Source organism: Pseudomonas sp. GW821-FHT09D08 (assembly GCF_059416305.1).
Genome location: NZ_JBWKOX010000003.1, coordinates 147,017 through 172,879 on the forward strand (window position 1 = coordinate 147,017; position 25,863 = coordinate 172,879).

The 25,863-nt window shown below is 60.6% G+C and carries 26 protein-coding genes and 1 tRNA gene; 12 read left to right on the forward strand and 15 right to left on the reverse strand.

Features of this window, described 5'->3' with window-relative positions; translation table 11 throughout:
- The first annotated feature begins 210 nt into the window (after positions 1 to 210).
- Together AC07OP_RS06780 and AC07OP_RS06785 are read left to right on the forward strand one after the other, a co-directional pair.
- Entirely contained in the window at positions 211 to 1,740 is a 1,530-nt protein-coding gene (locus AC07OP_RS06780; protein WP_495100613.1) for an NCS1 family nucleobase:cation symporter-1, read from the forward strand.
- A gap of 13 nt (positions 1,741 to 1,753) precedes the next feature.
- Positions 1,754 to 2,482, forward strand: coding sequence for an aspartate/glutamate racemase family protein (locus AC07OP_RS06785; protein WP_027603659.1), 729 nt, complete (start codon positions 1,754 to 1,756; stop codon positions 2,480 to 2,482).
- Positions 2,483 to 2,495: 13 nt separating this feature from the next.
- Here AC07OP_RS06785 and AC07OP_RS06790 read toward each other — a convergent pair whose 3' ends face one another.
- Positions 2,496 to 3,419 (reverse strand): LysR family transcriptional regulator, encoded by a 924-nt coding sequence (locus AC07OP_RS06790; protein ID WP_495100612.1) that lies wholly within the window; start codon positions 3,417 to 3,419, stop codon positions 2,496 to 2,498.
- Between the two features lie 126 nt (positions 3,420 to 3,545).
- Here AC07OP_RS06790 and AC07OP_RS06795 point away from each other — a divergent pair, with 126 nt between their 5' ends.
- Positions 3,546 to 4,292, forward strand: coding sequence for an SDR family oxidoreductase (locus AC07OP_RS06795; RefSeq protein ID WP_131699705.1), 747 nt, complete (start codon positions 3,546 to 3,548; stop codon positions 4,290 to 4,292).
- A 47-nt stretch (positions 4,293 to 4,339) separates the two neighbouring features.
- On the opposite strand, the gene AC07OP_RS06800 is transcribed toward AC07OP_RS06795, so the two are convergent.
- Entirely contained in the window at positions 4,340 to 5,029 is a 690-nt protein-coding gene (locus AC07OP_RS06800; RefSeq protein WP_053132697.1) for an HAD-IA family hydrolase, read from the reverse strand.
- Positions 5,030 to 5,138: 109 nt separating this feature from the next.
- Here AC07OP_RS06800 and AC07OP_RS06805 point away from each other — a divergent pair, with 109 nt between their 5' ends.
- Positions 5,139 to 5,510, forward strand: coding sequence for a DUF2784 domain-containing protein (locus AC07OP_RS06805; RefSeq protein WP_115489102.1), 372 nt, complete (start codon positions 5,139 to 5,141; stop codon positions 5,508 to 5,510).
- Here AC07OP_RS06805 and AC07OP_RS06810 read toward each other — a convergent pair.
- A complete protein-coding gene (locus AC07OP_RS06810) occupies positions 5,482 to 6,465 on the reverse strand; it encodes an SDR family oxidoreductase (protein WP_495100611.1) in 984 nt (327 codons plus the stop codon). The two genes, AC07OP_RS06805 and AC07OP_RS06810, sit on opposite strands and share 29 nt — an antisense overlap.
- A 95-nt stretch (positions 6,466 to 6,560) precedes the next feature.
- On the opposite strand from AC07OP_RS06810, the gene AC07OP_RS06815 reads away from it, so the two are divergent.
- The 4 genes from AC07OP_RS06815 (at position 6,561) to AC07OP_RS06830 (ending at position 9,610) form a co-directional block, all read left to right on the forward strand.
- Positions 6,561 to 7,445 carry a LysR family transcriptional regulator gene (locus tag AC07OP_RS06815; protein WP_495100610.1) on the forward strand — a complete coding sequence of 295 codons (885 nt, stop codon included), beginning with the start codon at positions 6,561 to 6,563 and terminating at the stop codon, positions 7,443 to 7,445.
- 56 nt (positions 7,446 to 7,501) lie between these two features.
- Positions 7,502 to 8,080: a DUF4337 domain-containing protein gene (locus AC07OP_RS06820; RefSeq protein WP_027603653.1), complete on the forward strand. Its 579-nt coding sequence runs from the start codon at positions 7,502 to 7,504 to the stop codon at positions 8,078 to 8,080.
- 91 nt (positions 8,081 to 8,171) lie between these two features.
- Positions 8,172 to 8,507, forward strand: a complete 336-nt coding sequence (locus AC07OP_RS06825; protein ID WP_032887540.1) for a hypothetical protein — start codon at positions 8,172 to 8,174, stop codon at positions 8,505 to 8,507.
- Positions 8,508 to 8,569: 62 nt separating this feature from the next.
- On the forward strand, positions 8,570 to 9,610 hold the full coding sequence (locus AC07OP_RS06830; RefSeq protein ID WP_495100609.1) for a DMT family transporter: 1,041 nt from the start codon (positions 8,570 to 8,572) through the stop codon (positions 9,608 to 9,610).
- A 75-nt stretch (positions 9,611 to 9,685) separates the two neighbouring features.
- Here AC07OP_RS06830 and AC07OP_RS06835 read toward each other — a convergent pair whose 3' ends face one another.
- Together AC07OP_RS06835 and AC07OP_RS06840 are read right to left on the reverse strand one after the other, a co-directional pair.
- Complete coding sequence (locus AC07OP_RS06835; protein ID WP_495100608.1) at positions 9,686 to 11,245, reverse strand: sensor domain-containing diguanylate cyclase; 1,560 nt, start codon at positions 11,243 to 11,245, stop codon at positions 9,686 to 9,688.
- Positions 11,246 to 11,519: 274 nt separating this feature from the next.
- Positions 11,520 to 11,609, reverse strand: a tRNA-Ser gene (locus tag AC07OP_RS06840).
- A gap of 335 nt (positions 11,610 to 11,944) precedes the next feature.
- Between AC07OP_RS06840 and AC07OP_RS06845 the strand changes: the two genes are divergently transcribed.
- The 3 genes from AC07OP_RS06845 to AC07OP_RS06855 all read left to right on the forward strand — a co-directional run bounded on the left by AC07OP_RS06845 (position 11,945) and on the right by AC07OP_RS06855 (position 14,684).
- Positions 11,945 to 12,637 (forward strand): crotonase/enoyl-CoA hydratase family protein, encoded by a 693-nt coding sequence (locus tag AC07OP_RS06845; RefSeq protein ID WP_065924808.1) that lies wholly within the window; start codon positions 11,945 to 11,947, stop codon positions 12,635 to 12,637.
- Positions 12,638 to 12,849: 212 nt separating this feature from the next.
- Positions 12,850 to 13,572 carry a lysophospholipid acyltransferase family protein gene (locus AC07OP_RS06850; protein ID WP_495100607.1) on the forward strand — a complete coding sequence of 241 codons (723 nt, stop codon included), beginning with the start codon at positions 12,850 to 12,852 and terminating at the stop codon, positions 13,570 to 13,572.
- A 140-nt stretch (positions 13,573 to 13,712) separates the two neighbouring features.
- Positions 13,713 to 14,684, forward strand: coding sequence for a magnesium and cobalt transport protein CorA (locus AC07OP_RS06855; protein WP_027603646.1), 972 nt, complete (start codon positions 13,713 to 13,715; stop codon positions 14,682 to 14,684).
- On the opposite strand, the gene AC07OP_RS06860 is transcribed toward AC07OP_RS06855, so the two are convergent.
- The 3 genes from AC07OP_RS06860 to AC07OP_RS06870 all read right to left on the reverse strand — a co-directional run bounded on the left by AC07OP_RS06860 (position 14,681) and on the right by AC07OP_RS06870 (position 18,867).
- A complete protein-coding gene (locus AC07OP_RS06860) occupies positions 14,681 to 15,406 on the reverse strand; it encodes an amidotransferase (RefSeq protein WP_495100606.1) in 726 nt (241 codons plus the stop codon). The genes AC07OP_RS06855 and AC07OP_RS06860 overlap by 4 nt on opposite strands.
- Before the next feature lie 94 nt (positions 15,407 to 15,500).
- Positions 15,501 to 17,645: a 3-hydroxyacyl-CoA dehydrogenase NAD-binding domain-containing protein gene (locus tag AC07OP_RS06865; protein WP_495100605.1), complete on the reverse strand. Its 2,145-nt coding sequence runs from the start codon at positions 17,643 to 17,645 to the stop codon at positions 15,501 to 15,503.
- Between the two features lie 16 nt (positions 17,646 to 17,661).
- Positions 17,662 to 18,867 (reverse strand): acetyl-CoA C-acetyltransferase, encoded by a 1,206-nt coding sequence (locus tag AC07OP_RS06870; protein ID WP_495100604.1) that lies wholly within the window; start codon positions 18,865 to 18,867, stop codon positions 17,662 to 17,664.
- A 640-nt stretch (positions 18,868 to 19,507) separates the two neighbouring features.
- On the opposite strand from AC07OP_RS06870, the gene AC07OP_RS06875 reads away from it, so the two are divergent.
- Complete coding sequence (locus tag AC07OP_RS06875) at positions 19,508 to 20,314, forward strand: c-type cytochrome (RefSeq protein ID WP_495100603.1); 807 nt, start codon at positions 19,508 to 19,510, stop codon at positions 20,312 to 20,314.
- A 28-nt stretch (positions 20,315 to 20,342) separates the two neighbouring features.
- Here AC07OP_RS06875 and AC07OP_RS06880 read toward each other — a convergent pair whose 3' ends face one another.
- From AC07OP_RS06880 to AC07OP_RS06910, 7 genes are all read right to left on the reverse strand, one after another.
- Complete coding sequence (locus tag AC07OP_RS06880) at positions 20,343 to 21,146, reverse strand: transglutaminase family protein (RefSeq protein ID WP_027603641.1); 804 nt, start codon at positions 21,144 to 21,146, stop codon at positions 20,343 to 20,345.
- Positions 21,143 to 22,093, reverse strand: a complete 951-nt coding sequence (locus AC07OP_RS06885) for an alpha-E domain-containing protein (protein WP_027603640.1) — start codon at positions 22,091 to 22,093, stop codon at positions 21,143 to 21,145. The genes AC07OP_RS06880 and AC07OP_RS06885 overlap by 4 nt, the downstream gene beginning before the upstream one ends.
- Positions 22,094 to 22,097: 4 nt before the next feature.
- Positions 22,098 to 23,507, reverse strand: a complete 1,410-nt coding sequence (locus AC07OP_RS06890; RefSeq protein ID WP_027603639.1) for a circularly permuted type 2 ATP-grasp protein — start codon at positions 23,505 to 23,507, stop codon at positions 22,098 to 22,100.
- Positions 23,508 to 23,965: 458 nt separating this feature from the next.
- Complete coding sequence (locus AC07OP_RS06895; RefSeq protein WP_025854181.1) at positions 23,966 to 24,307, reverse strand: ribonuclease E inhibitor RraB; 342 nt, start codon at positions 24,305 to 24,307, stop codon at positions 23,966 to 23,968.
- 213 nt (positions 24,308 to 24,520) lie between these two features.
- Positions 24,521 to 24,757 carry a hypothetical protein gene (locus AC07OP_RS06900; RefSeq protein ID WP_027603638.1) on the reverse strand — a complete coding sequence of 79 codons (237 nt, stop codon included), beginning with the start codon at positions 24,755 to 24,757 and terminating at the stop codon, positions 24,521 to 24,523.
- A gap of 103 nt (positions 24,758 to 24,860) precedes the next feature.
- The gene (locus tag AC07OP_RS06905; RefSeq protein ID WP_065940712.1) at positions 24,861 to 25,466 is read right to left on the reverse strand and encodes an START domain-containing protein; all 606 of its coding nucleotides are present in this window, start codon (positions 25,464 to 25,466) and stop codon (positions 24,861 to 24,863) included.
- Positions 25,467 to 25,507: 41 nt separating this feature from the next.
- Positions 25,508 to 25,762 (reverse strand): YkgJ family cysteine cluster protein, encoded by a 255-nt coding sequence (locus AC07OP_RS06910; RefSeq protein ID WP_065940713.1) that lies wholly within the window; start codon positions 25,760 to 25,762, stop codon positions 25,508 to 25,510.
- Positions 25,763 to 25,863: the final 101 nt, after the last annotated feature.

Below are 25,863 nucleotides of genomic sequence, written 5' to 3' on the forward strand. Positions count from 1 at the left end.
AATAGCTGTTCAATCGGTCAATTTATATTTCTTCAAATTCAGCCAGTTATTTAACCAACCTATAAAAACGAAATTACCCAGGACTTTCATAGATCCAAAGCTGGCACGCATGTGGCTTAAGGTGAAATACGCTTTGTATACAATAAATACAAAACCTACATACACTTTGCCATCTGCAGCGCCCCGGCAGATGTGCTGGAGCCTGCCGGAATGCGTACAAGCCTCTCGAATAACATCGCACTGGATCTGCCCTCCTCCGCCCTGAACCCGGACGCCACAAGCCCCGGCCCCCTGGTGCTCAGCCCGCGCCTGCACAACAAGGACCTGGCGCCCACCAAGGTCGAAGGCCGACGTTGGGGGCGCTACAGCATCTTCGCGCTGTGGACCAATGACGTGCACAACATCGCCAACTATTCGTTCGCCATCGGCCTCTATGCGCTGGGCCTGGGCGGCTGGCAGATCCTGTTGTCCCTGGGCATCGGCGCGGCGCTGGTGTACTTCTTCATGAACCTGTCGGGGTATATGGGCCAGAAGACCGGCGTGCCGTTTCCGGTGATCAGCCGCATCAGCTTCGGCATTCACGGTGCGCAGATCCCGGCGTTGATCCGCGCGGTAATCGCGATTGCCTGGTTCGGTATCCAGACGTACCTGGCGTCGGTGGTGTTCCGCGTACTGTTGACGGCGATTCATCCGGGCTTTGCCGACTATGACCACAACTCGATCCTGGGATTATCGACCCTGGGTTGGGCCTGTTTCGTGGCGATCTGGTTCGTGCAACTGGTGATCCTGGCCTATGGCATGGAGATGGTGCGCCGCTATGAAGGCTTCGCCGGACCGGTGATTCTGCTGACGGTGGCAGCGCTGGCCGGCTGGATGTACTTCCAGGCCGGTGGCCACATCGCCTGGTCGATCCGCGAACCGCTGAGCGGCGGCGAGATGTGGCGCAATATCTTTGCCGGTGGCGCGTTGTGGCTGGCGATCTATGGCACGCTGATCCTCAACTTCTGCGACTTCGCGCGCTCATCGCCGTGCCGCAAGACCATCCTCGTCGGCAACTTCTGGGGCCTGCCGGTGAATATCCTGGTGTTCGCCGCCATCACCGTGCTGCTGTGCGGCGGGCAATTCCAGCTCAATGGCCGGGTGATCGAAAGCCCGACTGAAATCATTGCAGCCATTCCCAATACCTTCTTTCTCGTGCTGGGCTGCCTGGCGTTCCTGATCGTCACCGTGGCGGTGAACATCATGGCCAACTTCGTCGCGCCGGCCTTTGTGCTGAGCAACCTGGCACCCAAATACCTGAACTTCCGCCGCGCCGGCTTGATCAGCGCCACCGTGGCGGTGCTGATCCTGCCGTGGAACCTCTACAACAGCCCGCTGGTGATCGTGTATTTCCTCTCCGGCCTGGGCGCGCTGCTGGGGCCGCTGTACGGGGTGATCATGGTCGATTACTGGCTGATTCGTAAAAGCCAGGTAGACGTGCCGCAGCTGTATAGCGAAAACCCGAATGGCGTTTATTACTACAGCCGTGGGGTGAATATGCGTGCCGTGGCGGCGTTTATTCCTGCAGCCGTGATCGCCATCCTGCTGGCGCTGTTGCCCGGATTTGCCAGCGTCTCACCGTTTTCCTGGTTGTTTGGCGCCGGTATTGCAGGGTTGCTGTACCTGCTGATCGCCAAGCGCCAGCCGTTCTACGCCGATGTCAGCGGCGAAAGCATTGCCGTCGATAACGTCAGTCACTGAGTAAGGACCTTCCATGCGTATCCTCGTGGTCAACGTCAACACCACCGAATCCATCACTGAAACCATCGCTCAACAGGCGCGGTCCGTGGCCTCGCCGGGCACCGAGATTGTCGGGCTCACGCCCTACTTCGGCGCGGAGTCAGTGGAGGGCAACTTTGAAAGCTACCTGGCCGCCATCGCCGTGATGGACCGGGTGATGGCCTACGACCAACCCTTCGATGCGGTGATCCAGGCCGGCTACGGCGAGCACGGCCGGGAAGGCTTGCAGGAATTGCTGAATGTGCCGGTGGTGGACATCACCGAAGCAGCAGCCAGCACCGCAATGTTCCTGGGCCACGCCTACTCCGTGGTCACCACCCTGGACCGCACCGTGCCGCTGATCGAAGACCGCCTGAAACTCGCCGGCCTGTACCAGCGCTGCGCCTCGGTGCGCGCCAGCGGCATGGCGGTGCTGGAGCTGGAAGAAGACCCGCTGGCCGCCATGGAAGCCATCGTGCGCCAGGCGGAACTGGCCATCCGCGAGGACAAGGCCGAAGTGATCTGCCTGGGTTGCGGCGGCATGGCCGGGCTGGATGAGCAGATTCGCCAGCGCACCGGCGTGCCGGTGGTGGATGGGGTGACGGCGGCGGTGACCATTGCCGAATCCCTGGTGCGGCTGGGGTTGTCGACGTCGAAGATCCGCACTTACGCGACGCCACGGCCGAAGCAGGTAATTGGCTGGCCGACTCGGTTCGGCCGCTGACCGGCACCTGGTTTCAGATTGCGCTGAACCTCTGGCCCAGCTTCCTCTCGGCAAACTGCTCGATGATGAAATCCACAAATGCCCGGGTCTTGCCGGGCAGCAGTTTGTGCTCGGCGTAGTAGATGGAAATATTGCCGTCGTCGACACACCAGCCGGGCAACACGCGCACCACCGCGCCACTGTCGAGGAACGGCACGGCCATGGGCATGCTCACCAGCGCAATCCCCAGGCCCTGGGCGCTGGCACAGCAGGCGGCTTCGGAGTCGCTCATGGTCATGCCGGGCTTGAGCACCAGCGGGCGGTGTTCACGCTCGACACTGGTCAATTGCCAGGACCGGATACGCCCGGTTTGCGGCGAGCGGATCAGAATGCCCTTGCAGCGCGACAAGTCTTCGGGCTCGCGCACCGGCGGGCGTTGCGCCAGGTAACCCGGCGAGGCCACCAGCACCCGATGCGCCGGCGCCAGCTTGCGCGCCACCACCCCTTGAGGCAGCTCAAAACCGCCACCGATGGCGGCATCGAAGCCCTGGCCGATCAGGTCAACCTGGCGGTTGTCGAAATGCCAGTCCGGGCTGATATCCGGAAAGCGCGCCATGAACGCCCCCAGCAACGGCACCACATAGCGATTGCCAAACACGGTGCCCATGCTGACCTTGAGCGTGCCCACCGGCCGCCCTTCGGCGCTGGCCAGGTTAGCCACGGCATTCTGGATGGTGGTGAGGCTGCCGCTGACTTCGGCCAGGAACAGCTTGCCGGCTTCGGTCAGGGCCAGGCGCCGGGTGCTGCGCTGGAACAGCCGCACGCCGAGGCGCGCTTCGAGCTTGGCGACGCTTTTGCCGACCGCCGCCGGGGTCAGGCTCAGGTGCCGGGCGGCCTCGGCAAAGCTGCCACCTTCAGCACTGCGCACAAAGCATTCGATACTGCCAAAGCTTTCCATGTCGCCCCACTCTAAACTTTTGGTTTACACAGACTATAGCAATCACGGTCTACCGGCAGCGGCGAGCGAGGTCGATACTCGGCTCCAACAACAGGGCATTGCGCCTTGAATGACCAGGAGATCGACATGACCACACACAACCTCAGCGGCAAAGTCGCCTTGATTCAAGGCGGTTCCCGCGGCATCGGCGCCGCCATCGTCAAGCGCCTGGCCGCCCAGGGTGCAGCCGTTGCCTTTACCTACGTCAGCTCGGCCGCCAAGGCTGAAGCCCTGCAGCACAGCGTGATCAGCGAAGGCGGCAAAGCCCTGGCGATTCACGCCGACAGCGCCGATGCCACTGCGATCCGCAACGCGGTCAACGCCACCGTGGAAGCCTTCGGCCGCCTGGACATCCTGGTGAATAACGCCGGCGTGCTGGCCATCGCACCGCTGGAAGACTTCAAGCTGGAAGACTTCGACCAGACCCTGGCGATCAACGTACGCAGCGTGTTTATCGCCACCCAGGAAGCCGCCAAGCATATGGGTGAAGGTGGCCGGGTGATCAACATCGGCAGCACCAATGCCGAACGTATGCCGTTTGGCGGTGGTGGCCCGTACGCAATGAGCAAGGCGGCGCTGGTCGGTTTGACCAAGGGCCTGGCGCGGGATCTTGGGCCGCGTGGCATCACGATCAATAACGTGCAGCCTGGGCCGGTGGACACGGACATGAACCCGGCAAACAGCGATTTTGCCGAGAGCCTGATCGGGCTAATGGCGGTGGGGCGTTACGGGCATGTGGAAGAGATTGCCAGTTTTGTGGCGTATCTGGCCGGGCCGGAAGCGGGGTATATCACCGGTGCCAGCCTGACTATCGACGGTGGGTTCAGCGCTTAAGCAATGTGGGAGCGGCTTGCCCCCTCCCACAGGTTGACCTTGTTGGTTCAGGAGATGGGCGGCAGGCCATAGGCCGCCAGGTCGAAGTCCGCAAGCTTGCGGATGATCTGGTCGGCATGCTGGTACTTACTGTCGGCCATGGCCTCATCGGGTACGGCGATGGCGGTCATATGGGCGGCCTTCGCCGCCGTCACACCAAACGGCGAGTCTTCGAACACCAGGCAATCTTCGGGCGCAACGCCCAGGCGGCGCGCGGCGGTGAGGAAGATGTCCGGCGCAGGCTTGGCGGCGCCGACTTCCGGGTCGTCAGCGGTGACGATGGTGTCGAACAAACCAAACCACTCGCGGTGCAGGGTGGTCTTGTGGCCAAACGAATTGCGCGACGAACTGGTGCCCACGGCAATCGGTATGTTGTGCGCCTTCAAGTGCCGCACCAGCGCCTCGGCGCCGGGCATGCCCAAGGCCTTGGGAAAGCGCTCGCTCATCAAAGGCTCGCGAATCTCGAGGAATTCAGCCGGGGTAATCGGCAGGTCCAGCGCCTTGACCACATAGTCGGCCAAATCCTGGGCGCCGCGCCCGATGATATGCTGCTTGATGCCCCAGTCGTAGGTTCGGCCGTAGCGTTCAGCGATGATCTGCGTGACTTCGGTGTAGATGCCTTCCGTATCCAGCAATAACCCGTCCATATCAAAAATCACGGCCTTGATCGGACCGACTGCGGTACGCGGTGCATTCATCACAACAAAACCCTGGAGGAAGGACTAAAAGGATTCAGCACAATAACGGCCACGCTTGCCCGCTAGCAACCCTTTAGACTGTGCTCCCCCTCCTTTCGATGCGCGCGCAATGCTCTATCGTCTAGCCGCAGACAGCCTCGTGCTGTTCCACCTGTGTTTCATCCTGTTCGTACTGTTTGGTGGGCTGCTGGCGCTGAAATGGCGCCCGGTTATCTGGCTGCACCTGCCCGCCGCTGCGTGGGGCGTGGCGGTCGAAGTGTTCCACCTGCCCTGCCCGCTGACCCGCTGGGAAAACCTGTTTCGCCACCTCGCCGGGCAGGACGGTTATGGCGGTGGGTTTATCGAGCATTACATCCTCACGCTGATCTACCCGGCCGGGCTGACGCCACAGATCCAACTGGGCCTGGGCGGGTTGGTGCTGGCGATCAATATCGCGGTGTATGTACGCTTGATCAGGCAGCCGCGGGGTTTGCCGCAGTAGCCAGGTTGCCCATGCCGACCAGCGTGGCCTCCACCGCCTCATCCAGCGGCGTATGGGGTTCACTGCCCAGGGCTTGCAGGAGCCGACAATTGTCCAGGAGCAGCGGGGTTTGCCACAGGTAACGCATCTCCTGCAGTTCGCGGAAGGTGACGACAAAAGGCGCAACCAGCTTCAGCAGCCACCAGGGGAACGCGCCCACGCGGGGTGTGGTGCCCGTCCTGCGTTGGACGACTCGGCGGATGGCCTCAACCATCTGGGTGCCATCGGTGTCCACATACCCGACCATATGAAAACGCGCAAACGGTTCCAGGCGATCGCGACGCTCCAGCAACTGGACCATCGTGCGTGCCACATCCGGCAGGTAGGCCCACTGGTGCGCCATACCCGGCGCGCCGGGGTAACTTACCGTGGCCACCGGTTTGCCCGGTTTGACCAGGCCTTGGGAAAACCAGCTGTTGGCCGCCCTGGGGCCGAAAAAATCCCCGGCCCGCACAATCAGCACCCGCGCACCGTTACGCGATGCGTCCAGCAGGTGCCGCTCCATCTCGACGCGAATCGCACCTTTGCGCGTGTGCGGGTGCTGGGGCGAATCTTCGCCAACCCGTGAGAAAACATCCGGCCCATAGTTATAGACGGTGCCCGGCAACACAATGGTCGCCCCTTCTGCGATCGCCGCGGCAATGCTGTTATCCAGCATCGGCAACACCAACTCGGCCCAGCGGCGATAACCGGGCGGGTTCACTCCATGCACGATCACAGAACACCCTTTGGCCGCCGCGAGCACATCCGAACGGTTCATCGCATCACCCTGTACCCAGGTGAAATTGCGGCTGTGGCGACGGGCCTTGTCCACCTCCCGCGTCAGCGCTATGACCTGCCACCCTTTGGCGAATAACTGGCGTGCCACTTCACCGCCGATCCCACCGGTCGCGCCGAGTACCAATACCTTGTCCATGCCCTGCCTCCCGCACTGAGTTAATGGGGTCATCCTGAACGCCGGCACGCTATAGATAAATTACCCAAGAGCATCCAGCCGCTATACATTTATGCATGGCATTGACTATCGGTTGGGAGCTTTACCGAACCTTCCTCGGTGTACTCAAGGAGGGCTCGTTGTCGGGGGCCGCACGGCAGCTCGGCATCACGCAGCCCACGGTCGGTCGGCATATTGCCGCCCTGGAAACGGCGCTGGGCGTTGTGCTGTTTACCCGCTCACCGACCGGTTTGTTGCCGACGGCGGTCGCCCACACGCTGCGCGCCCACGCCGAAACCATGGCGCGTACCGCCGCCGCCCTCGAGCGCGCCGCCTCGTCACAAGGCGATGAAGTACGCGGCGTCGTGCGGGTGTCTGCCAGTGAAGTGGTCGGCGTTGAGGTACTGCCGCCGATCCTCAGCCAATTGCGCCAGCAACAACCCCATCTCAAGGTCGAACTGATCCTGACCAACCGCCTGAGCGACCTGCTGCAACTGGAAGCCGACATCGCCGTGCGCATGGTCCGCCCGAGCCAGGAACAACTGCTGGCACGGCGTATCGGCCTGATCGAAGTGGGTTTGCACGCCCGCGACGACTACCTGCAACAGCACGGTATCCCGCAGCAACTGCAAGAACTGGCGGCGCACTCGGTGATCGGCTTCGACCAGGAAACCGCGTTTATCCGCAGCCTGGCTATTCCTGGCTTCGAGCGCAGCGCGTTTGCCCTCAGCAGCGACAGCGACCTGGCACAACTGGCGCTGATTCGCGCCGGTGCCGGCATTGGCGGCTGCCAGGTGCAACTGGCCAAGCGCGACCCACGCCTGCAACGCGTTCTGCCAAATGCCTTTGCGTTCAAGATGGACACCTGGGTCACCATGCACGAAGACCTGCGCAACAGCCCGCGCTGCCGAGTGATGTTCGATGCCCTGGTGCAGGGTTTGCAGCGTTACGTACAGGATTGAGACAGCTTCTCTGGTGAAGAATCAGACTCCCTCAGTCCGTTCACCGGCGCGCCCCCATGTCCGAAGCCTTCGAAGTCCCCAGCCCCCACGAAAAACACCTCGAACACACCACCGAACATGCCCACGCCCGTGGTGACAGTTTCGCCAGCCGCATCGCCGTCATGACCGCGCTGATGGCCACCCTCGGCGCCATGCTCAGCTACCAGGCCGGCTCCACCGAGAGTGAGGCGGCGATGGACAAGAACAACGCAGCCATCATCAAGACCGACGCCGCCAACCAATGGAACTACTACCAGGCCAAGTCCAGCCGACAGAACCTGGCGGAACTCGCGACCCATATTCCCGGCGTGGATGCCGCCCATTACAAGGATGAGATCGAGCGCTACAAAAGCCAGAAGGAAGAGGTACGCAAGCAAGCGGAAAAACTGGAAGCGACCTCAAAGGAATGGGATGAAAAATCCGAGCAGGCCCTGCACCAGCATCATCGTTGGGCGCAGGCAATGACCGCGATTCAGATCGCGATTTCGCTGGCGGCGATTACGTTGTTGACGAGAAGGGAATGGTTGAAGCGCATGTCCTATGCGGCGGCGGGTGTGGCGGTGGTGTTAGGTAGCCTGGCGTGGTTGCATATCTGACGGGGGAAGATTGATTTCAATCCCTTGCCGGGGCGATTAAAGTGCAGCCCCCGAGAATTGAATCTCGGGCTTTAGTCCATGGAGTTTCCCAGTGAAGTACATCAGTAAAGTGGTTGCAGCAGCCGTTCTCGGTTTCACCCTCGCAGGTTGCACCGGCACCGCCATCAAATCCCCGCAATACGACAGCAGCCAGTACACCGTGCTGGGTCACAGCGAAGCCAGTGCCACCGGCATCATGCTGTTCGGCGTGATCCCGATCGGCCAGAACAGCCGTTTCGTGCGCGCCCAGGACGCCGCCATCAAGGCAAAAGGCGGCGATGCGCTGATCAACACCCAAGTGCAGGAAAACTGGTTCTGGGCCTGGGTGCTCAGCGGTTACACCACCAAGATTTCCGGTGATGTGATCAAGCTGAAAACCGCGCAGTAAAATCGCTCGGGCTTTCAACTGAGCCCGCGACGTATCATGGGCCAACCTTTCGAGGATGGCCCATGAACCTCAGTATCGTCTACGCACTCGCCGCCGCCGCCCTGTTCGGCGCCAGCACCCCGCTCGCCAAGCACCTCGGCCTGGGCCTCTCGCCCGTGCTGCTCGCCGGCCTGCTCTATCTTGGCAGTGGCGTCGGCCTCGCGGGTGTGCGCGTGATTCGTGATCGCGGCTGGAAACCCTCCGGGCTAACCCCTTCGGAATGGCCCTGGCTGCTCGGCGCCATCGCATTCGGCGGCATTCTCGGGCCCGTCGCGCTGATGTTCGGCTTGAGCCGCACCGCTGGCGCCACCGCCTCCCTGATGCTCAACCTGGAATCGGTGCTGACCGCCGTTATCGCCTGGGTCGTGTTCAGGGAAAACGCCGACCGTCGCATCGTCCTGGGGATGATCGCCATCGTGCTGGGCGGCGTGGTGTTGTCAGGGGCCGACGGCGGTGGCACCAGCCATGACTGGACGGGGCCGCTGGCGGTTGCCGTGGCGTGCCTCTGCTGGGGGATCGATAACAACCTGACGCGCAAGGTGTCTGCATCGGACGCGCTGTTTATCGCCGCGGCCAAGGGGTTGATTGCGGGGCTGGTGAATGGCGGGTTGGCGCTTTATCTCGGGGCGCGGATCCCGGGCATGGCGCAGCTTGCGCCTATCTTGCTGGTGGGTTTTCTGGGCTACGGCATCAGCCTGGTGATGTTCGTGCTGGCGTTACGCGGACTGGGCAGTGCACGCACGGGGGCGTATTTTTCGACTGCGCCGTTTCTGGGTGCCGCGATCGCGGTGCTGTTGTTGGGTGAGTCAGTGACGCTGGCGTTCTGGATTGCTTCAGCGTTGATGGCCGTGGGGGTTTGGCTGCACCTGACGGAACGGCATGCCCATGAACATCAGCATGACGCGACGGAACACGGGCATCGGCATGTGCATGATGAACATCATCAGCATGAGCACGGGTTTGCGTGGGATCCGGCGCAACCCCATAGCCATGTGCATGTACACAGTCCGCTGAGGCACAGCCATGCGCATTTTCCAGATGTGCATCATCGGCATAGGCATTGAAGCCGGTGTGCGCGGAATACATCCGGACAACCCAATCGACGGTCATTCATATCACGGGGTGACCGTCACGTCACATCAAGGCTGCTCCACCACCACACGATTACGTCCGCCCTGCTTGGCCTGGTACAACAACTGGTCGGCCCTCTCAAGCACCGCTGAAATCGAGTCGCCAGTGGGATGCCATAAGGCGACACCAAGCGAGACGGTTATGTGCCCGACAGTCTCTATATCCGCAGCGTCGATCGACGCTCGCAGTCTCTCGGCGACGTCCGCCGCGATTTGAAGCGAACCGCCGGGCAACAACAACACGAACTCCTCGCCTCCCACCCGGCAGGGCAAATCGTTGGTTCGTGAGTTCTGCTGCATGAGTTGCGCGATGGCCCTCAGCGTCTCATCACCTACGCCATGGCCGAAAGTGTCGTTGACGCGCTTGAAGTGATCGATGTCCATGGAGACGACGGCAAACCCTTTTTCAGCTTCCAGCCAGCGCGACAGGACGTCCTGCATCGCGCGACGGTTGGCCAGCCCGGTCAGTGCATCGGTTTGTGCTTGCTGGTTCAGCTTGCCGATCTTTTCCTGCAGCAAGGTGGCACCCAGCAACAGCGCTCTGCGAATTTGCCAGCTTTCGAAATAGCGCGCGGGGACTGCACTGATGCGTTCGTAGCTGTCAGGTGTATCCAGGCGCTTGGCGCACTCGGCAAGCCTGGACAGCGGCGCCGAAATCCTGGCCCCCAACCACCAGATCAATACAATGCCGAACACTGCGAGTGGCGCTATCCCCTGCGCAACCTTGACCATCGTCTGCCGCAGCACGGACTCTATATTGACAAGTGGCTGCTGCGAGATCACGCCCCAGCCGCTGCTGGGCACCTTGGCGAAACCCGCGAGCATTTCCACGCCATTTTCATCCGGCGCTTCCAACGTACCCACGTCTTGGCTGAGTGCCTCACCAGCGATCAAGCCCTTGTCCATAATGTTGCCGATCTGCGCCGGATAAGTGTGATAGAGCACGCGCCGGGAGCTGTCGATCAGATAAACATGCGCCCCATCCTTACGGACATTGGTGTCCATCAGGGCCTGAAGGGTATTTTTCTGTTCAAGTTGAATACTCCCGCCTATAAGGCCCAGGTACTCGCCTTTTACGTCAAATATGGGGTGGGAGATGAAGACCACCAGATTGCCTGCGATGGACTTGAAGGCGTGGCTGATTTGCGCCGTGCGAAGGCTGAGGGGCTCTTTGTGCTGCAGCGTGCGGCCATTGAGATGCAGACGCTCGGGTGCTGACGCGATGATTGTTCCTGCCGCATCGGCGATAAGTACCGAGTTGAAACTGGCATCCTGCCCAAACAAGCGCTGAACTTCGTCAGCCAAATACGACGTGTCGCCAAAAGCTCTGCCGATGCCAACTGAACCGTACTTCAATTTATTGACGTCGCTGTTCAGTACTTGCTCGACACTCGTAGCAATCCGGGAAGCGTAGGCTTTGTTGACGTCCAGCGCATTCTCAATCAGTTCCTGCTTCTGAATCTTGAAGGTCACCCAAAAACTGTTGGCCAGGGTTGCGACGGCGGAAAGCAGTACAAAAATAAGAATCAGAAAGCGGAGGTTGAGCTTGGGCTTCGGTCGTGTGGTCATTAACGCAATCCGGTTGGAGCGAGGAATTACAAACCATTCGCTGAAGCGTGAGTCGCCTGGATTTACCAGACACTTGAGCACTAAACCCTGGCCTCAAACAACTTTACGATAGACGCAGCTCCCTGCACCTGCACCTGCAAAGCCGATGGATTCGGGCGCAGCACGCAGAAAATACCGCCAGCCTCGTAATGGCCCTACACAGTCTTTTCCAATGCCAAAAACCACAAACCCCCAGCCTTCTCTAGGAAAACCGGGGGTTTGTGTTTACTAAATGTGGCGGTGAAGGAGAGATTCGAACTCTCGATACAATTTCTTGTATACACACTTTCCAGGCGTGCTCCTTAAGCCACTCGGACACTTCACCGTATCTCGTCAAACCAGTTCAGTCTGTCGAGGCGCGCTAATGTAGTCGAAAGCCTTTCTGATGGCAAAGGTTTTTTTCAGAATTTTCATGCGGTTAGACGGCTATGCCGGGATGTGCCCGGCGAGGGGGGTGATTCTGCCATTCTTGGGCATGGGCGGCCTGTGTCTGGGGTCGGTGTTGCGCCCTGCCCCAGGCCTTCCAGTGCCCTCCCTGCGGGGAAAGTCTGACTGGGCAGTCAGTCACGGCGCTTTACCGGGGCGGGCGTGGTGGGTAACGTCTGCGCATGCGCCTTTATAAACAGCCTCTCTATAACAAATCCTACAAGGAACCGCGTCATGAGTGAGTTGATTGCTTACCACCTCGAAGACGGTATCGCGACCCTGACCCTGAGCAACGGCAAGGTGAATGCCATTTCTCCGGATGTGGTCAGTGCGTTCAATACAGCGCTGGACCAAGCCGAGAAAGATCGGGCGGTGGTGATCATCACCGGCACGCCGGGGATCCTGTCGGGTGGGTATGACTTGAAGGTGATGACAGCCGGCCCTAAAGAAGCCATCGGCCTGGTGACGTCGGGTTCGACGTTGGCGCGTCGCCTGTTGTCCCACCCGTTTCCGGTGATTGTGGCGTGCCCTGGGCATGCGGTGGCCAAGGGTGCGTTCCTGTTGTTGTCGGCAGATTATCGGATTGGGGTGGAAGGCCCGTTCAGCATTGGCCTGAATGAGGTGGCGATCGGCATGACCATGCACCACGCCGGTATCGAGCTGGCGCGGGACCGTCTGCGTAAGTCGGCGTTTCATCGCTCGGTGATCAATGCCGAGATGTTTGACCCGCAAGGCGCGTTGCAGGCCGGCTTCCTCGACAAGGTGGTGGCGCCTGAAGAGCTGCAGGCGGCGGCGCTGGAAGCGGCACGTCAGTTGAAGAAGCTGAATATGAATGCCCATAAGCACACCAAGCTGAAGGTGCGTAAGGCGCTGCTGGAAGCCTTGGACGAGGCGATCATTCAGGATCAGGGCCATATCCTGAGTTAAGCCCTACAACCGAAACATCAGAGCCCGACCTTGCGTCGGGCTTTTTCGTACAAATGAATCCGAAACATCTTTAGCCGCTCTAGCCTGCCTATATCGGCACATGTTGAAACATGTGCTTAAACATCGCCTATCTCCTACCTCTTTACGGGTAATTGCCGAATTCAGTGCACATCCGTACACTGCGCCACCTTTTATCCCGATGGGCCGTGTCGATGCTTTTTCTGTTACGCATGTTATTGATGGGCCTGCACTTTATGGTGGCCGGTGTACTGGGCGTGCTGCTCGGGGCCTGCCGGCCGTTCAACCCGGACAACAGCCGCTTGTGCGCGCGCCTCTATGCGCTGCCGGCCATGTGGATCCTGCGGCTGAGGGTGAAGACCGATGTCGACTCCCTGCGCAACAAGCCTGGTACGTGCGTGATCATCGCCAATCACCAGTCCAACTATGACCTGTTTGTGCTGGGCACCGTGGTGCCCCATCGCACTGTGTGTATCGCCAAAAAGAGCCTGAAATGGGTACCGCTGTTCGGCCAGTTGTTCTGGCTGGCGGGCAATGTGCTGATCGACCGCGGCAATGCGCACAAGGCACGTCGCGCGATGCTCACCACCACTCATACGTTGCAGCATCAGGACACGTCGATCTGGGTGTTTCCGGAAGGCACGCGCAACCTGGGCAAAGGCCTGTTGCCGTTCAAGAAAGGCGCGTTTCATATGGCCATCGCCGCTGGCGTGCCCATCGTGCCGGTGTGTGTCAGCAATTACGTCATCCATATGAAGCTCAATCGCTGGAACAGCGGTGATGTGCTCATACGCTCGTTGCCGCCGATTCCTACTGTGGGCCTGACTTCGGATGACATCCCGCAGTTGATGCAGACCTGTCAGGCGCAGATGGATGAGTGCATTACAGCGATGGATCGCGAAGTGCAACCTGCCTGAACACCTTCCGGGGGGCCTGGCCTCCCCACGCAAACAAGCTTGCTCGTCACAAAAAGCGAGCACCTGCAAACGCCGCAACGGAACGTCATTCAAGCTAAGCTGCCCAACACCTGTCCTCCTAATAAGAAGTGATCAGCACCATGGGTAGAGTTGTTGCGGCCGCCGTGTACAGCGCCGGAAAGAAAGTCACTGATATCACCCTCGACGAAGGCGCGGCCTGGGCCGCCAAACCCGGGCACTTTGTGTGGATCGGCCTGGAAGAGCCCAACGCCCAGGAGCTGGCCAACCTGCAACGCCAGTTCAACCTGCATGAACTGGCCATCGAAGATGCCCTGGAAAAACACAGCCGCCCCAAGCTGGAAACCTTCGGCGACGCACTGTTTATCGTCACCTATTCACCGGTGCGCGAGAACGGCAAGCTGGAGTTTATCGAGACCCATATCTTCGCCGGCAACGGCTACATCATCACTGCGCGCAACGGCCATTCGGCGTCCTACGGCTTTGTTAGGCAACGCTGTGAGGCGCGGCCGCTTTTGCTGGAGCATGGGGAAGATTTCGTACTCTATGCCCTGCTGGACTTTGTCACCGAGAACTACCAGCCGGTCAGCGAGGCGATCCACGCCGAGATCGATGAACTGGAGCACAACGTGCTGTGCAGCTCGCTGAGCGAGCGCGATATCCAGAAGATCCATGGCCTGCGCCGCGACGTGCTGCGACTCAAGCGCTATGTGGCGCCGATGGTGGAGATCAGCCAGGAACTGCAGAAGCTGAGCTTCCCGTTTATCGACAAGAACATGCGCCCGTATTTCCGTGACGTGCAGATCCACGTCACGCGGCAGATGGAAGACCTCACCACCCTGCGCGATATCGCCAGCCAGACCATCGAGATCGGTGTATTGCTTGAGGCCTCGCGCCAGAGCGTGGTGCAGCGCAAGTTTGCCGCGTGGGCGGCGATCCTGGCGTTCCCCACCGCGGTGGCGGGGATTTATGGGATGAACTTCCAGAACATGCCCGAGCTGCAATGGCACTACGGCTATTTTGCGGTGCTCGGGTTTATTGCGTTCGGTTGCACCGGCTTGTGGGCCAGTTTCAAGCGCTCGGGCTGGCTTTAAACCCGGGCTTCAGGCTTGTGCGCCACGAAACGCATCATCCATTCCGCCACGGTGACGCCGTGGTGGTCGCGCGCCAGGCTGGCCACGCCGTTTGTGTAGACTTTTTCACCCAGGGTTGTCTGAAGAATCTCCAGCAACTCGCGGGAATAGTCATGGATAAATTCCGGATGCCCCTGGAAGCACAGCACCTGGTCGCCGATGTGATAGGCGGCGAACGGGCAAAACTCGCTGGAGGCGATGACCGTGGCATTGTCCGGCAAGGTGGTGACCTGGTCCTGGTGGCTGATCAATAGCGTCAACTCTGGCACTTCAGGGCTCATCCACGGCGCCTTGGTATCCAGTTTGTAATCGTGAATGCCCATGCCCCAGCCCTGCCCCGCGCGCTCGGCCTTGCCGCCCAGCAGCAGCGCGAGCAATTGATGGCCGAAGCAGATGCCCAGCAACTTGTCGCCGCGCTCATAGCGTTCGAGCAGGTAGGTCTTGAGGGTCTGGATCCAGGGGTCGGCACCGAAGGAATCGGCCTTGCTGCCGGTCACCAGGTAGGCGTCGAACACTTCGTCGTCCGACGGGTATTCGCCCTGCACCACGTTGTACACAACAAATTCGGCGGCAATCGGCTGCTTGGAGAACAGGCGCTTGAACATCTGCCCGTAGCCTTGGTATTGATCGATCAAGCCTGGACGCAGGATATCGGTTTCCAGGATACAGACGCGTAGCGACATAAAAAATACCTGACACGGTGATGGGAATAATGCACACCCCAGAGCCTGCCTTGAAATACCCTGACAAGGCAAGCCCTGTACATGCCCAAAACCGTCAGAAGGTCGTGTTCTGCGCCGCTTTGTCGAGCAACAACGCCGGCGGCGAGAACCGCTCCCCATACTGTTCGGCCAGATAGCGGGCGCGCGCGATGAAGTCGTTGAGGCCGTACTGGTTGATAAACTGCAACGCGCCACCACTCCAGGCGGCAAAACCAATCCCGAAGATCGACCCCACGTTGGCGTCGGCGGTGGACATCAACACGCCCTCCTCCACGCAGCGTACGGTTTCGATAGCCTGGATGAACAGCAAACGGTCGCGCACATCCTGCGCTGAAATCTGCTGGTCGGCTCGCTCAAAGCGCGCTTTCAATTCAGGCCACAAATGCTTCTGCCCGCCCGCCGGGTACTCGTAGAAACCGCCCCCCGCCGCCTTGCCCGCGCGTTTGTACTCGTTCACCAACAGATCAATTACCACCGTCGCCGGATGGCTTGGGACTGTTTTACCTTCAACCTGCAGATCCTTGGCAGCCTGCTGGCGGATATGGCTCATCAGGCTGAGGGACACTTCATCGGACACCGCCAGCGGCCCCACCGGCATACCCGCCTTGCGCGCCTCGGTCTCGATCATCGGCGCAGCCACGCCTTCGCCCAACATGGCGATGCCTTCATGGGTGAAGGTGCCGAACACCCGCGAGGTGAAGAACCCACGGCTGTCGTTGACCACGATCGGAGTTTTCTTGATCTGCAGGACGAAATCGAACCCCCGGGCCAGGGTTTCGTCCGAAGTGCGGGCGCCCTTGATGATTTCCACCAGGGGCATCTTGTCCACCGGGCTGAAGAAATGCAGGCCGATGAACTTGCCTTGATCCGGCACCGCCGTGGCCAGGCCGCTGATGGGCAAGGTAGACGTGTTGGAGGCGATCACCGCGTCGGCGCCGACCACATTGTGTGCGGCAGCCGAGACCTTGGCCTTGAGTTCACGGTCTTCGAACACGGCCTCGATGATCAGGTCACAGCCGGCCAGATCAGCATCCGAAGCCGTAGGATGAATCCGCGCGAGGGTGGTTTCGCGCTGCTCGGCGGTCAATTGCCCACGGCTGACCTTCTTGTCCAACAGCGCCGTCGAATGCGCCTTGCCCTTCTCGGCGGCCGCCTGGTTGATGTCCTTGAGCACCACATCGATACCGGCGCAGGCGCTGACATAGGCGATGCCTGCGCCCATCATCCCCGCACCGAGTACCCCGACCTTACGCGTCACGTAAGGCGCAAAGCCCTGAGGCCGCGAGCTGCCGGCGTTGATTTCATTGAGTTGGAACCAGAAGGTGCCCATCATGTTTTTCGCCACCTGCCCGGTGACCAATTCGGTGAAGTAGCGGGTTTCAATCACGTGCGCGGTGTCGAAATCCACCTGCGCGCCCTCCACGGCGGCGCAGAGGATTTTCTCCGGGGCCGGGAAGCAGCCATGGGTTTTACTGCGCAAAATCGACGGTGCGATGGCGAGCATTTGCGCAACTTTCGGGTGAGACGGCGTACCGCCGGGAATCTGAAAGGTCTTGTGGTCCCACGGCTGCCTGGCCTGCGGATTGGCGAGAATCCATGCGCGGGATTTGGCCAGCAGCTCCGTGCGGTCCGCCGCCAGCTCATCCACCCACCCGGCTTGCAGCGCTTGCTGGGGCCGGACTTTCTTGCCTTCGAGCAAATACGGCAAGGCCTTTTCCAGCCCAAGCATGCGCACCATCCTCACCACGCCACCGCCGCCTGGCAGCAGGCCAAGGGTGACCTCCGGCAAACCGAGTTGTACCGACTTGTCGTCCAGCACGATGCGGTAATGACACGCCAGGCAGATCTCCCAACCACCGCCGAGGGCTGCGCCATTGATCGCGGCCACCACCGGTTTGCCGAGGGTTTCCAGGCTGCGCAGTTGTGCCTTCAACACCAGGACGCTGGCGTAGAAATCCTGGGCGTGGGCCTTGTCGACCTTGATCAGTTCATTGAGGTCGCCGCCGGCGAAAAAAGTCTTCTTCGCCGAGGTGATAACCACGCCGGCAATGTCATCCTTTTCCGCTTGCAGGCGTGCGACGGTGGCCGCCATCGCCTCACGGTACGCGGCGTTCATGGTGTTGGCGCTCTGGCCGGGCATGTCGAGGGTCAGCACCACGATCTGGTCCTGGCCTTTTTCGTAACGAATGGCATCGATCATGACAAATTCCTTGGGCTCAGAGGCGTTCGATAATGGTGGCGATGCCCATGCCGCCGCCGACACACAGGGTGGCCAGGCCGTAGCGCTGCTGGCGCACCTCCAGTTCGTCGAGCAGGGTGCCGAGGATCGCGCAACCCGTGGCGCCCAGCGGGTGGCCCATGGCGATGGAGCCGCCGTTGACGTTGACGCGCGCGGCGTCGATGCCCATGTCCTTGATGAACTTGAGCACCACCGAGGCAAAGGCCTCGTTGACCTCGAACAGGTCGATATCTTCTACGCGCAAACCGGCCTTGGCCAGCGCTTTACGGGTGGCCGGCGCCGGGCCTGTGAGCATGATGGTCGGGTCGGTGCTAGTGACGGCCGTGACGACGATGCGCGCCCGCGGTTGCAGGCCCAGCTCGCGGCCCTTCGCTTCGGAGCCGATCAACATCAATGCGGCGCCGTCGACAATGCCGGAGCTGTTGCCTGGTGTGTGGACGTGGTGGATGCGTTCCACATGGCTGTAGACCCGCAACGCGGTGGCGTCGAAGCCCATCTGCCCCATCATTTCGAAGCTGGGCTTGAGCTTGCCCAGGCCTTCGAGGGTGGAATCGGCGCGAATGAATTCATCATGGTCCAGCAGCACGATGCCGTTCTGGTCCTGCACCGCGATCAACGACTTGTTGAAGGAACCGTCTGCACGCGCCCTGGCGGCTTTCTGCTGGGACTGTAGGGCAAAGCTATCGACGTCCTCGCGGGTGAAACCTTCCAGGGTGGCGATCAGATCGGCGCCGATCCCCTGAGGCGTGAAGTGGCTGTGCATGTTGGTCTGCGGGTCGAGCACCCAGGCCCCGCCATCGCTGCCCATGGGCACGCGGGACATGGACTCCACGCCGCCGACCACCACCAGGTCCTCAAAGCCGGAACGCACTTTCATCGCGCCGAGGTTAACCGCCTCCAGGCCCGAGGCGCAGAAGCGATTGATCTGTACACCGGCGACGCTGACGGCCCAGTCCGCCACCAGGGCGGCGGTCTTGGCGATGTCGGCGCCCTGGTCGCCCACCGGGGTGACGCAGCCAAGCACGATGTCATCCACCTGCTGGGTGTCGAGGTCGTTGCGTTGCCCCAGCGCGGTTAGCAGGCCGGCCACCAGGTTTACCGGCTTGACGCTGTGCAGGGCCCCGTCGGCCTTGCCTTTGCCGCGGGGCGTACGTATCGCATCAAAGATCAAAGCTTGGGTCATGACGTCCTCGAACCATTGCGCAGTAATGCCCTTACCTTAGGCCCGATTGACACGGTTTCAATGACGGATGCGCTCATTGCTTTTGACCGCCACGCTCGGACGAACGGTAGGCACCTAAGGTAATTGCTGGATTAATCGTTTTAGCTGTCTAGCCAAGGCATTGGCGCCAAGATGGCGTTATGCCTCATGCCTTTTTAAGCTGAAATGCTGATCAGATGATATGAAATGGGTCTAAGCCGCGCAGAACGAGGGCTCTAAGGTTCAATCAGTAAGAAGTTGCTGCCGGGTTTTGCTGGAGCAGCTGTAAGAAAAGCGACACGTCACATTGCGATACTCATATTCAACGGCACGCATTTGACGCTCAGGAATAACAACAAAAGGCAGTCAGCCATGTTTAAACATTCGAAAGTACGTCAGGCGGGACTTATTCTGTTCGCCACCACATTGATTCTGATCTTGCCCAACTTGACCAAGGTCATTGGGTGACCTCTTCTTGAGCCTGTTCTGTACCTCAGGATTACCGCTTTTGGCAGCACCTGCCGGGACTTCGTGCATAGCGATCCTGTTGCAGGGGCTGCCTTTTTACCTGCACTTTTCCGCTATCGTGGGCCCTATCGCCACTTAACACGGGGCCGCCGTCTTGAAACCGTTCTTCGCATTCCTTGCCTTGTTGCTCGCCCTGCCCGCTTCGGCGGCGCAATTGACCGTCGAGTTGGATCACAGCCGCAAGACCTGGCAGACCGCCGACCTGCTCAAGCATCCGGATGCGCAGACAGTGCAGGTCGTCGATGACGTTTCCTACAAGCGCAACATGACCTATCGCGCAGTACCGCTGGCAGTGCTCCTGCCGGGCCTACAGCCCGATAATCATCTGCAAGCCGTTGCCCTGGATGGCTTCGCCGCCGAACTGACGGCGGCACCGTTGCTGCAAAAAAACGGCGCCCGCGCCTGGCTGGCCGTGGAAGACCCGGCCCACCCATGGCCCCCGTTGGCAGACGGCAAGCCGAGTGCCGGGCCGTTCTACCTGGTGTGGACCGATCCGCAGGCCGGGCATATCAGCCCGGAGCAGTGGCCGTTCCAGATCTCTGCGATCAAGCAGTTGAAGACGGTGGCCGAACGTTTTCCGGCGCTGTTGCCCGACCCGACGTTGGCTGCGAATGATCCGGTCAACCAGGGCTTTGCGCTGTTCCAGAAGAACTGCCTGGCCTGTCACCGCCTCAATGGCGCCGGCGATGCACAGGTGGGGCCGGACCTGAATGTTCCCTACAACCCTACGGAATATTTCAGCGGCGACTTCCTCAAGCGCTATATCCGCGACCCGCAGAGCCTGAGGCACTGGCCGCAGGCGAAGATGCCAGCGTTCGCCGCCAGCGTGTTGCCTGACAGCGAGCTGGAATTGCTGGTGGGGTACTTGAGGCATATGGCGGGGCGTAAACAACACCCCTGAACCCAGCCTGATCTCGGTGGCGAGCGGGTTATTGCTGCTGGACCAGGACCACCGGCGTCGGTGCCACGAACACCTTGGCATGCATCTGCTCATGCCCACCGCCACGGCGCATGCCGCGCACCGGGCAAGCGTCGAGGTAGTCCAGGCCCACGGCCAGTTTCAAATGCCGCTCCGGCCGGGCCAGTTGGTTGGTCACGTCAAAGCTGTACCAGGCGTCATCCAGCCAGGCTTCGGCCCAGGCGTGACTGGCCAGGTGGGTACTGTCTTCCGTGTACAAATACCCAGACACATACCGCGCAGGAATGCCCAGGCTGCGCGCGCAGGCCAGGAACGCATGGGTATGGTCCTGGCACACCCCCGCCCGCCCTGCGAAGGCCTGGGCGGCGCAGGTGTCGACTTCGGTGGCGCCGGGCGTGTAGACCATCGACTGGTTGAGGGCGTGCATCAGGTCGATCAACGCGGTGCGATCACGACGCTGGTGGCAATGCTGCTGCGCAAAAGCGCGCAGGGCGTCGTCGGGCTCGGTCAGGCGGGTGCAGCGCAGGAACGGAAAGGCTGACTGGCTCTCGTGTTCAGCCTCCCGCAGCTCATCGATATCCACCTGGCCACGGGCGCCAATGATGATGGCGTCGTGGGGTTCGTCCAGGGTCAGCACGTGCAGGATGTTGCCGAACGGGTCGATCTGCGCGCGCACCGGGCGAGGCAGGTCCAGTTGCCAACTGAGCACGTGCTGGCGCTCGCTGTCGTGGGGCGTGAGGCGCAGGTACTGGATGCTGGCGCGTACCTGGTCTTCGTAGTGGTAGGTGGTTTCGTGGCTGATGGAGAGTCTCATGCGGCCTCCAGGTAGGAACTGTAGATGGCGTCGCCCAACTGGCGGACCAAGGGGATAAAGTCGGTCAGCCAGGCGTGCAGGCCTTCCTCGAGGATTTCATCGATCGCGGTAAACCGCAGCCGCGCATCCATCTCGGCCGCCAGGCGCTGGGCCGGACGCCCGTTGATGCCGGGCAGGCTGGCGAGGATCTGGTCGATCTCTTCGCTGCAGGCCCGCAGGGAGCGCGGTACATCGGCGCGCAACAGCAACAGTTCCGCGACTTGCCGGGCCCCTGGGGCGTCGCGGTAGATCTCGGTGTAGGCCTCGAACGACGATAACGCGCGCAGCAAGGCACTCCATTGATAGTAGGCGTGGGCGGTGCCATCGGTAACGGCTTCGGCCTGGTCACCGGCCATTTCATAGCGCGCATCCAGCAGGCGCAGGGTGTTGTCGGCGCGCTCGATAAACGTACCCAGCCGAATAAAACGGAAGGCGTCATTGCGCATGATGGTGCCGTAGGTCGCCCCTCGGAACAGATGGGAACGCTCCTTGACCCACTCGCAGAAGCGGCTCATGCCGTAGCGGCTGAGGCCCTGCTGTGAGATTTCGCGAATCTCCAGCCAGGTGGCGTTGATGTTTTCCCACATGTCGGCAGTGATTCGCCCACGCACAGCATGGGCGCTGGCCCGCGCGGCACCGAGACAACTGTAGATGCTGGCCGGGTTGGCCGCATCCAGTGCGAAGAAATGCAGCAGGCGTTCGGCGTGCAATTCGCCGTGGCGCTCGCGGTAATCATCCAGCGTGCCGGTGATCAACAGCGGCATGGCCAGTTCATGCAGGCCATCACCGCGCCCATCCTGGGGCATCAGCGACAGCGAATAACTGACATCGAGCATGCGCGCGAGGTTTTCCGCGCGTTCCAGGTAGCGCGACATCCAGTACAAATCCGAGGCAGTTCTACTCAACATGGCATCAGTCCTCGACCACCCAGGTGTCTTTGGTGCCGCCGCCCTGGGACGAATTGACCACCAGCGACCCTTCACGCAGCGCGACACGGGTCAAACCGCCGGGCACCACACGGGTTTCCTTGCCGGACAACACAAACGGGCGCAGGTCGATATGGCGCGGCGCAATGCCGTTTTCGACAAAGGTCGGGCAGGTGGACAAGCACAGGGTTGGCTGTGCGATATAGGCGTGGGGCTTGGCCTTGATACGCGCGCGGAAGGCTTCGATTTCCGCCGCCGTGGACGCTGGGCCCACCAGCATGCCGTAGCCGCCGGAGCCCTGGGTTTCCTTCACCACCAGGTCCGGCAGGTTGGCCAGCACGTGGGACAATTCGTCGGGCTTACGGCACTGGAAGGTGGGAACGTTCTGCAGGATCGGTTCTTCGTCCAGGTAAAAACGGATCATCTCGGTGACGAAGGGGTACACCGACTTGTCATCCGCCACCCCGGTGCCGATGGCATTGGCCAGCACCACATTGCCCGATCGGTACGCCGCCAGCAGGCCGGGCACACCGAGCATGGAGTCCGGGTTGAACGCCAGCGGGTCGAGGAATGCGTCGTCGAGGCGACGGTAGATCACGTCCACGGCTTTGGGGCCGTCGGTGGTGCGCATGAACACACGGTCATCGCGCACGAACAGGTCGGCGCCTTCCACCAATTCCACACCCATTTCCCGAGCTAAAAATGCATGCTCGAAAAACGCGCTGTTGAAGCGCCCAGGGGTCAGCACCACGACGCTGGGATTATCCAGGGGGCTGGCGCTTTTCAGGGTATCGAGCAGCAGGTTGGGGTAATGATCGATCGGCGCGATGCGCTGGGCGGCGAACAGCTCGGGGAACAGGCGCATCATCATCTTGCGGTCTTCGAGCATGTAGCTCACGCCGCTGGGTGTACGCAGGTTGTCTTCCAGCACGTAGTAGGTGCCGTCGCCGTCGCGTACGAGGTCGACTCCGGAGATGTGGGAATACAGGTCGCGGTGCAGGTTCAGCCCCTGCATTGCCAACTGGTATTGCTCGTTGGCCAGTACCTGTTCGGCGGGAATGATCCCGGCCTTGATGATGCGTTGTTCGTGATAGAGGTCGGCGAGAAACATGTTCAGCGCCTTGACCCGCTGGATGCAGCCACGCTCGACCATCCGCCATTCGCTGGCGGGAATGCTGCGAGGGATGGTGTCGAACGGAATCAGGCGCTCGGTGCCCTGCTCGTCGCCGTAAAGCGTGAAGGTGATCCCGGCACGGTGAAACAGCAAGTCGGCTTCGCGCCGGCGCTGGGCCAGCAGTTCAGCGGGGGTGTCGGCCAACCAGCGGGCGAACTCGCGGTAGTGAGGGCGAACCTGCCCAGCCCCATCGTACATTTCGTCGTAATAAGTGCGGATCATGCCGTACTCCTTGTCACCCGGACGCAAGAACCATCGCAAGGCCCGTGCCAGCGGCATAAACACTTAAAAATCAGTGGGTTAAATATAAGCAAGGAACTGATCGCACCGTCCTGGTGCGCAGAATGCCCGCTGCCCTGCTGCACGCTTCATGGCAATGCAAGCTTTGGCTATCAACAGCATAGTCAGAGTTGATTTCACTGCCCGTCGAAGCGTGCGGATAATCGCCCCCATCCGCTGAACAGGACATGTCCTACAGCTTTAACCATTGCGTAATCGGTACCGTGATCACTCGTGTACCGACCGGCTCCTTCGGTCTTCCCTTTCAGCCACCCTTTTCTACGGGTGGCTTTTTTTTGTGCAAGAAAGAGCGGCGCAAGTTCCACAAACCTTCATATACCGCAAACAAAATCGGCCGACCCTAAGGCCAGCCGATACGCTGTGTTGCTCATACAATGGCGCTACATGGGTAACCCACGCACCTCCTGCTTGACGCCCCAACCTTCGATGATTCCGCCCAGCGGCTCGACCACCGCTCCAAAGTCCTGCTCGAAGTCTCCTATGCCATCGTAGGTTGCAAACATGATCTTGCTCAGTTCCAGGTACCAGGCGCCATCGTCGCGCGCACTGACCTGGGCATTCAGGGACTCACCACGAAATTCACCCGCAGCCCTGCGCGCCCGTTCCTCATCCGGGAAAATGGCGTAGAACTCAATGGGGTGGAACCGTGAAAAGTCGAAGCCGCCTTCTTTCATGCGGCGCAGAACGTTGGTGCTGATGTCTTCTTGATAGGCTGTGCTCATGAAACGTCCTCCTCAAACCGATGGATAGACTTTCCGTGCTTCCCAAAGCCCGCGCCCTACTGACGCGGGTACTACGGCAGGTACAGCACCGCAGGAAAACAAGCATGTAGCTGACAAGACCAGACCTTAGCGATTCATTCGCTGATCTCACTTGCAGAGTAGCGCGAAGCTATCACCTCCACCAGAGGTGCTTGAATGGCATACAGGGAATGTTCAGGCGGCGGGAGAGATGTCGAGGATCTGAATACTGTTCTGGTCTTTGAGGATCTTGACCGTTGGCTCGGGCTTGCGGCCCTCAAGGTCGTTGAGGTCCAGTTCGGCGGCCACGGGCACCAGCTTGTTGCGAATCATGTGTGCCGCATCTTCGAGGCTGGGCTTGTGCTCGCAGGTGAACTGCTCCACGGACTGTACGCCGTGATCATCAACGAAGGTAATCTGCCACTTTTGCATCGGTGCCTCCTCGATAAAACCCATGTGTGGGCTTACATCTATCTGGACCTTGAGGGCTCGGCAAACGTTCCACTCACCTCAGGAGGCACCGGATCAAGCGCAGTTATTTTTCAGCGTGTTCCTTCAAGGCTTTCAGGGTGTTGAACGGCGCGTCCACCACGAACTTGTTGGCCAGCCACGACGGCACGCTGCCGCCTGGCTCGGTGTGTACCTGGTAGGTGACTTCGGTCTCATTGGCGCCTTTAGGGACCAGTTTCCAGAAGCCCTCGACCTGAGCGACACGCACGTAGCCTTTTTCTTCGGGCTTGTAGGTCGGCACGCCCTGCAGCTTGCGGGTTACGCTGCCGTCGGCGTCCTTGGTGGTGGTGACATGGATGTACGAATCACGATCGGTCACCGGGAACGGCGCCTTGAACTGGGTGTAGGTCCAGGCCTCATCGCCTTTCTTGTCCACCAGCTTCTGGGATTTGCATTCATGAATCCACGAGCAGGCGCCGGCCACATCTTCCTGCAGGGCCTGGATCCTGGCGACAGGCGCCTTGATCACGGTAACACCGCGATAGGCCTTGTATTTGGAGCCAGCGACTTCGATCAGGGACACCTTGATACCGTCTTCATCCTTGGCAACCTGCCAATCCTCAGCCTGGGCAGTGGCAGCAAATACCAGGGTAAAACCGCACAGCACAGCCATTCGTTTCAGCGAACCCATTGTTGTATTCCTTATTGTTGAAGTTCCGATAGTAAAGCCCATCAAGCCGCCGTCATCTGCTCCCACCAGCCGATCAACCGGATCGCATCGGCCTGGTCGGTGCCGCAGACATCGATATCCGCCTTGAAATCACTGCACACGGCCGGGCGCTCCGGTCGGCCGAACAGTTGGCACAGCTGTTCGACCGACAGGTGCAGGCAGCGTTCGCCCGCCGGTTTGCCATTGGGCATCCCGGGTAAGGGCGAACTGATGGAGGGGGCGATGCAGCAGGCGCCACAGCCTTCACGGCAATTCATGACCAGCAGGTCCTCGACGACTCAATAGGGACGGCCGGGCTAGAGTACGCCCTTAAACAGCCGTTTTAAAATGGGTTAACAGGGGTTTTTCGCACAAAACA

Coding starts and splice junctions, on each gene's coding strand:
- AC07OP_RS06855 (WP_027603646.1), top strand. CDS start 13,713: ATGGGTAGAGTTGTTGCGGCCGCCGTGTACAGCGCCGGAAAGAAAGTC.
- AC07OP_RS06890 (WP_027603639.1), bottom strand. CDS start 23,507: ATGATCCGCACTTATTACGACGAAATGTACGATGGGGCTGGGCAGGTT.
- AC07OP_RS06850 (WP_495100607.1), top strand. CDS start 12,850: ATGCTTTTTCTGTTACGCATGTTATTGATGGGCCTGCACTTTATGGTG.
- AC07OP_RS06885 (WP_027603640.1), bottom strand. CDS start 22,093: ATGTTGAGTAGAACTGCCTCGGATTTGTACTGGATGTCGCGCTACCTG.
- AC07OP_RS06830 (WP_495100609.1), top strand. CDS start 8,570: ATGAACCTCAGTATCGTCTACGCACTCGCCGCCGCCGCCCTGTTCGGC.
- AC07OP_RS06800 (WP_053132697.1), bottom strand. CDS start 5,029: ATGAATGCACCGCGTACCGCAGTCGGTCCGATCAAGGCCGTGATTTTT.
- AC07OP_RS06810 (WP_495100611.1), bottom strand. CDS start 6,465: ATGGACAAGGTATTGGTACTCGGCGCGACCGGTGGGATCGGCGGTGAA.
- AC07OP_RS06815 (WP_495100610.1), top strand. CDS start 6,561: ATGGCATTGACTATCGGTTGGGAGCTTTACCGAACCTTCCTCGGTGTA.
- AC07OP_RS06795 (WP_131699705.1), top strand. CDS start 3,546: ATGACCACACACAACCTCAGCGGCAAAGTCGCCTTGATTCAAGGCGGT.
- AC07OP_RS06880 (WP_027603641.1), bottom strand. CDS start 21,146: ATGAGACTCTCCATCAGCCACGAAACCACCTACCACTACGAAGACCAG.
- AC07OP_RS06910 (WP_065940713.1), bottom strand. CDS start 25,762: ATGAATTGCCGTGAAGGCTGTGGCGCCTGCTGCATCGCCCCCTCCATC.
- AC07OP_RS06845 (WP_065924808.1), top strand. CDS start 11,945: ATGAGTGAGTTGATTGCTTACCACCTCGAAGACGGTATCGCGACCCTG.
- AC07OP_RS06865 (WP_495100605.1), bottom strand. CDS start 17,645: ATGATCGATGCCATTCGTTACGAAAAAGGCCAGGACCAGATCGTGGTG.
- AC07OP_RS06785 (WP_027603659.1), top strand. CDS start 1,754: ATGCGTATCCTCGTGGTCAACGTCAACACCACCGAATCCATCACTGAA.
- AC07OP_RS06820 (WP_027603653.1), top strand. CDS start 7,502: ATGTCCGAAGCCTTCGAAGTCCCCAGCCCCCACGAAAAACACCTCGAA.
- AC07OP_RS06790 (WP_495100612.1), bottom strand. CDS start 3,419: ATGGAAAGCTTTGGCAGTATCGAATGCTTTGTGCGCAGTGCTGAAGGT.
- AC07OP_RS06905 (WP_065940712.1), bottom strand. CDS start 25,466: ATGGGTTCGCTGAAACGAATGGCTGTGCTGTGCGGTTTTACCCTGGTA.
- AC07OP_RS06805 (WP_115489102.1), top strand. CDS start 5,139: ATGCTCTATCGTCTAGCCGCAGACAGCCTCGTGCTGTTCCACCTGTGT.
- AC07OP_RS06900 (WP_027603638.1), bottom strand. CDS start 24,757: ATGCAAAAGTGGCAGATTACCTTCGTTGATGATCACGGCGTACAGTCC.
- AC07OP_RS06780 (WP_495100613.1), top strand. CDS start 211: ATGCGTACAAGCCTCTCGAATAACATCGCACTGGATCTGCCCTCCTCC.
- AC07OP_RS06835 (WP_495100608.1), bottom strand. CDS start 11,245: ATGACCACACGACCGAAGCCCAAGCTCAACCTCCGCTTTCTGATTCTT.
- AC07OP_RS06895 (WP_025854181.1), bottom strand. CDS start 24,307: ATGAGCACAGCCTATCAAGAAGACATCAGCACCAACGTTCTGCGCCGC.
- AC07OP_RS06870 (WP_495100604.1), bottom strand. CDS start 18,867: ATGACCCAAGCTTTGATCTTTGATGCGATACGTACGCCCCGCGGCAAA.
- AC07OP_RS06860 (WP_495100606.1), bottom strand. CDS start 15,406: ATGTCGCTACGCGTCTGTATCCTGGAAACCGATATCCTGCGTCCAGGC.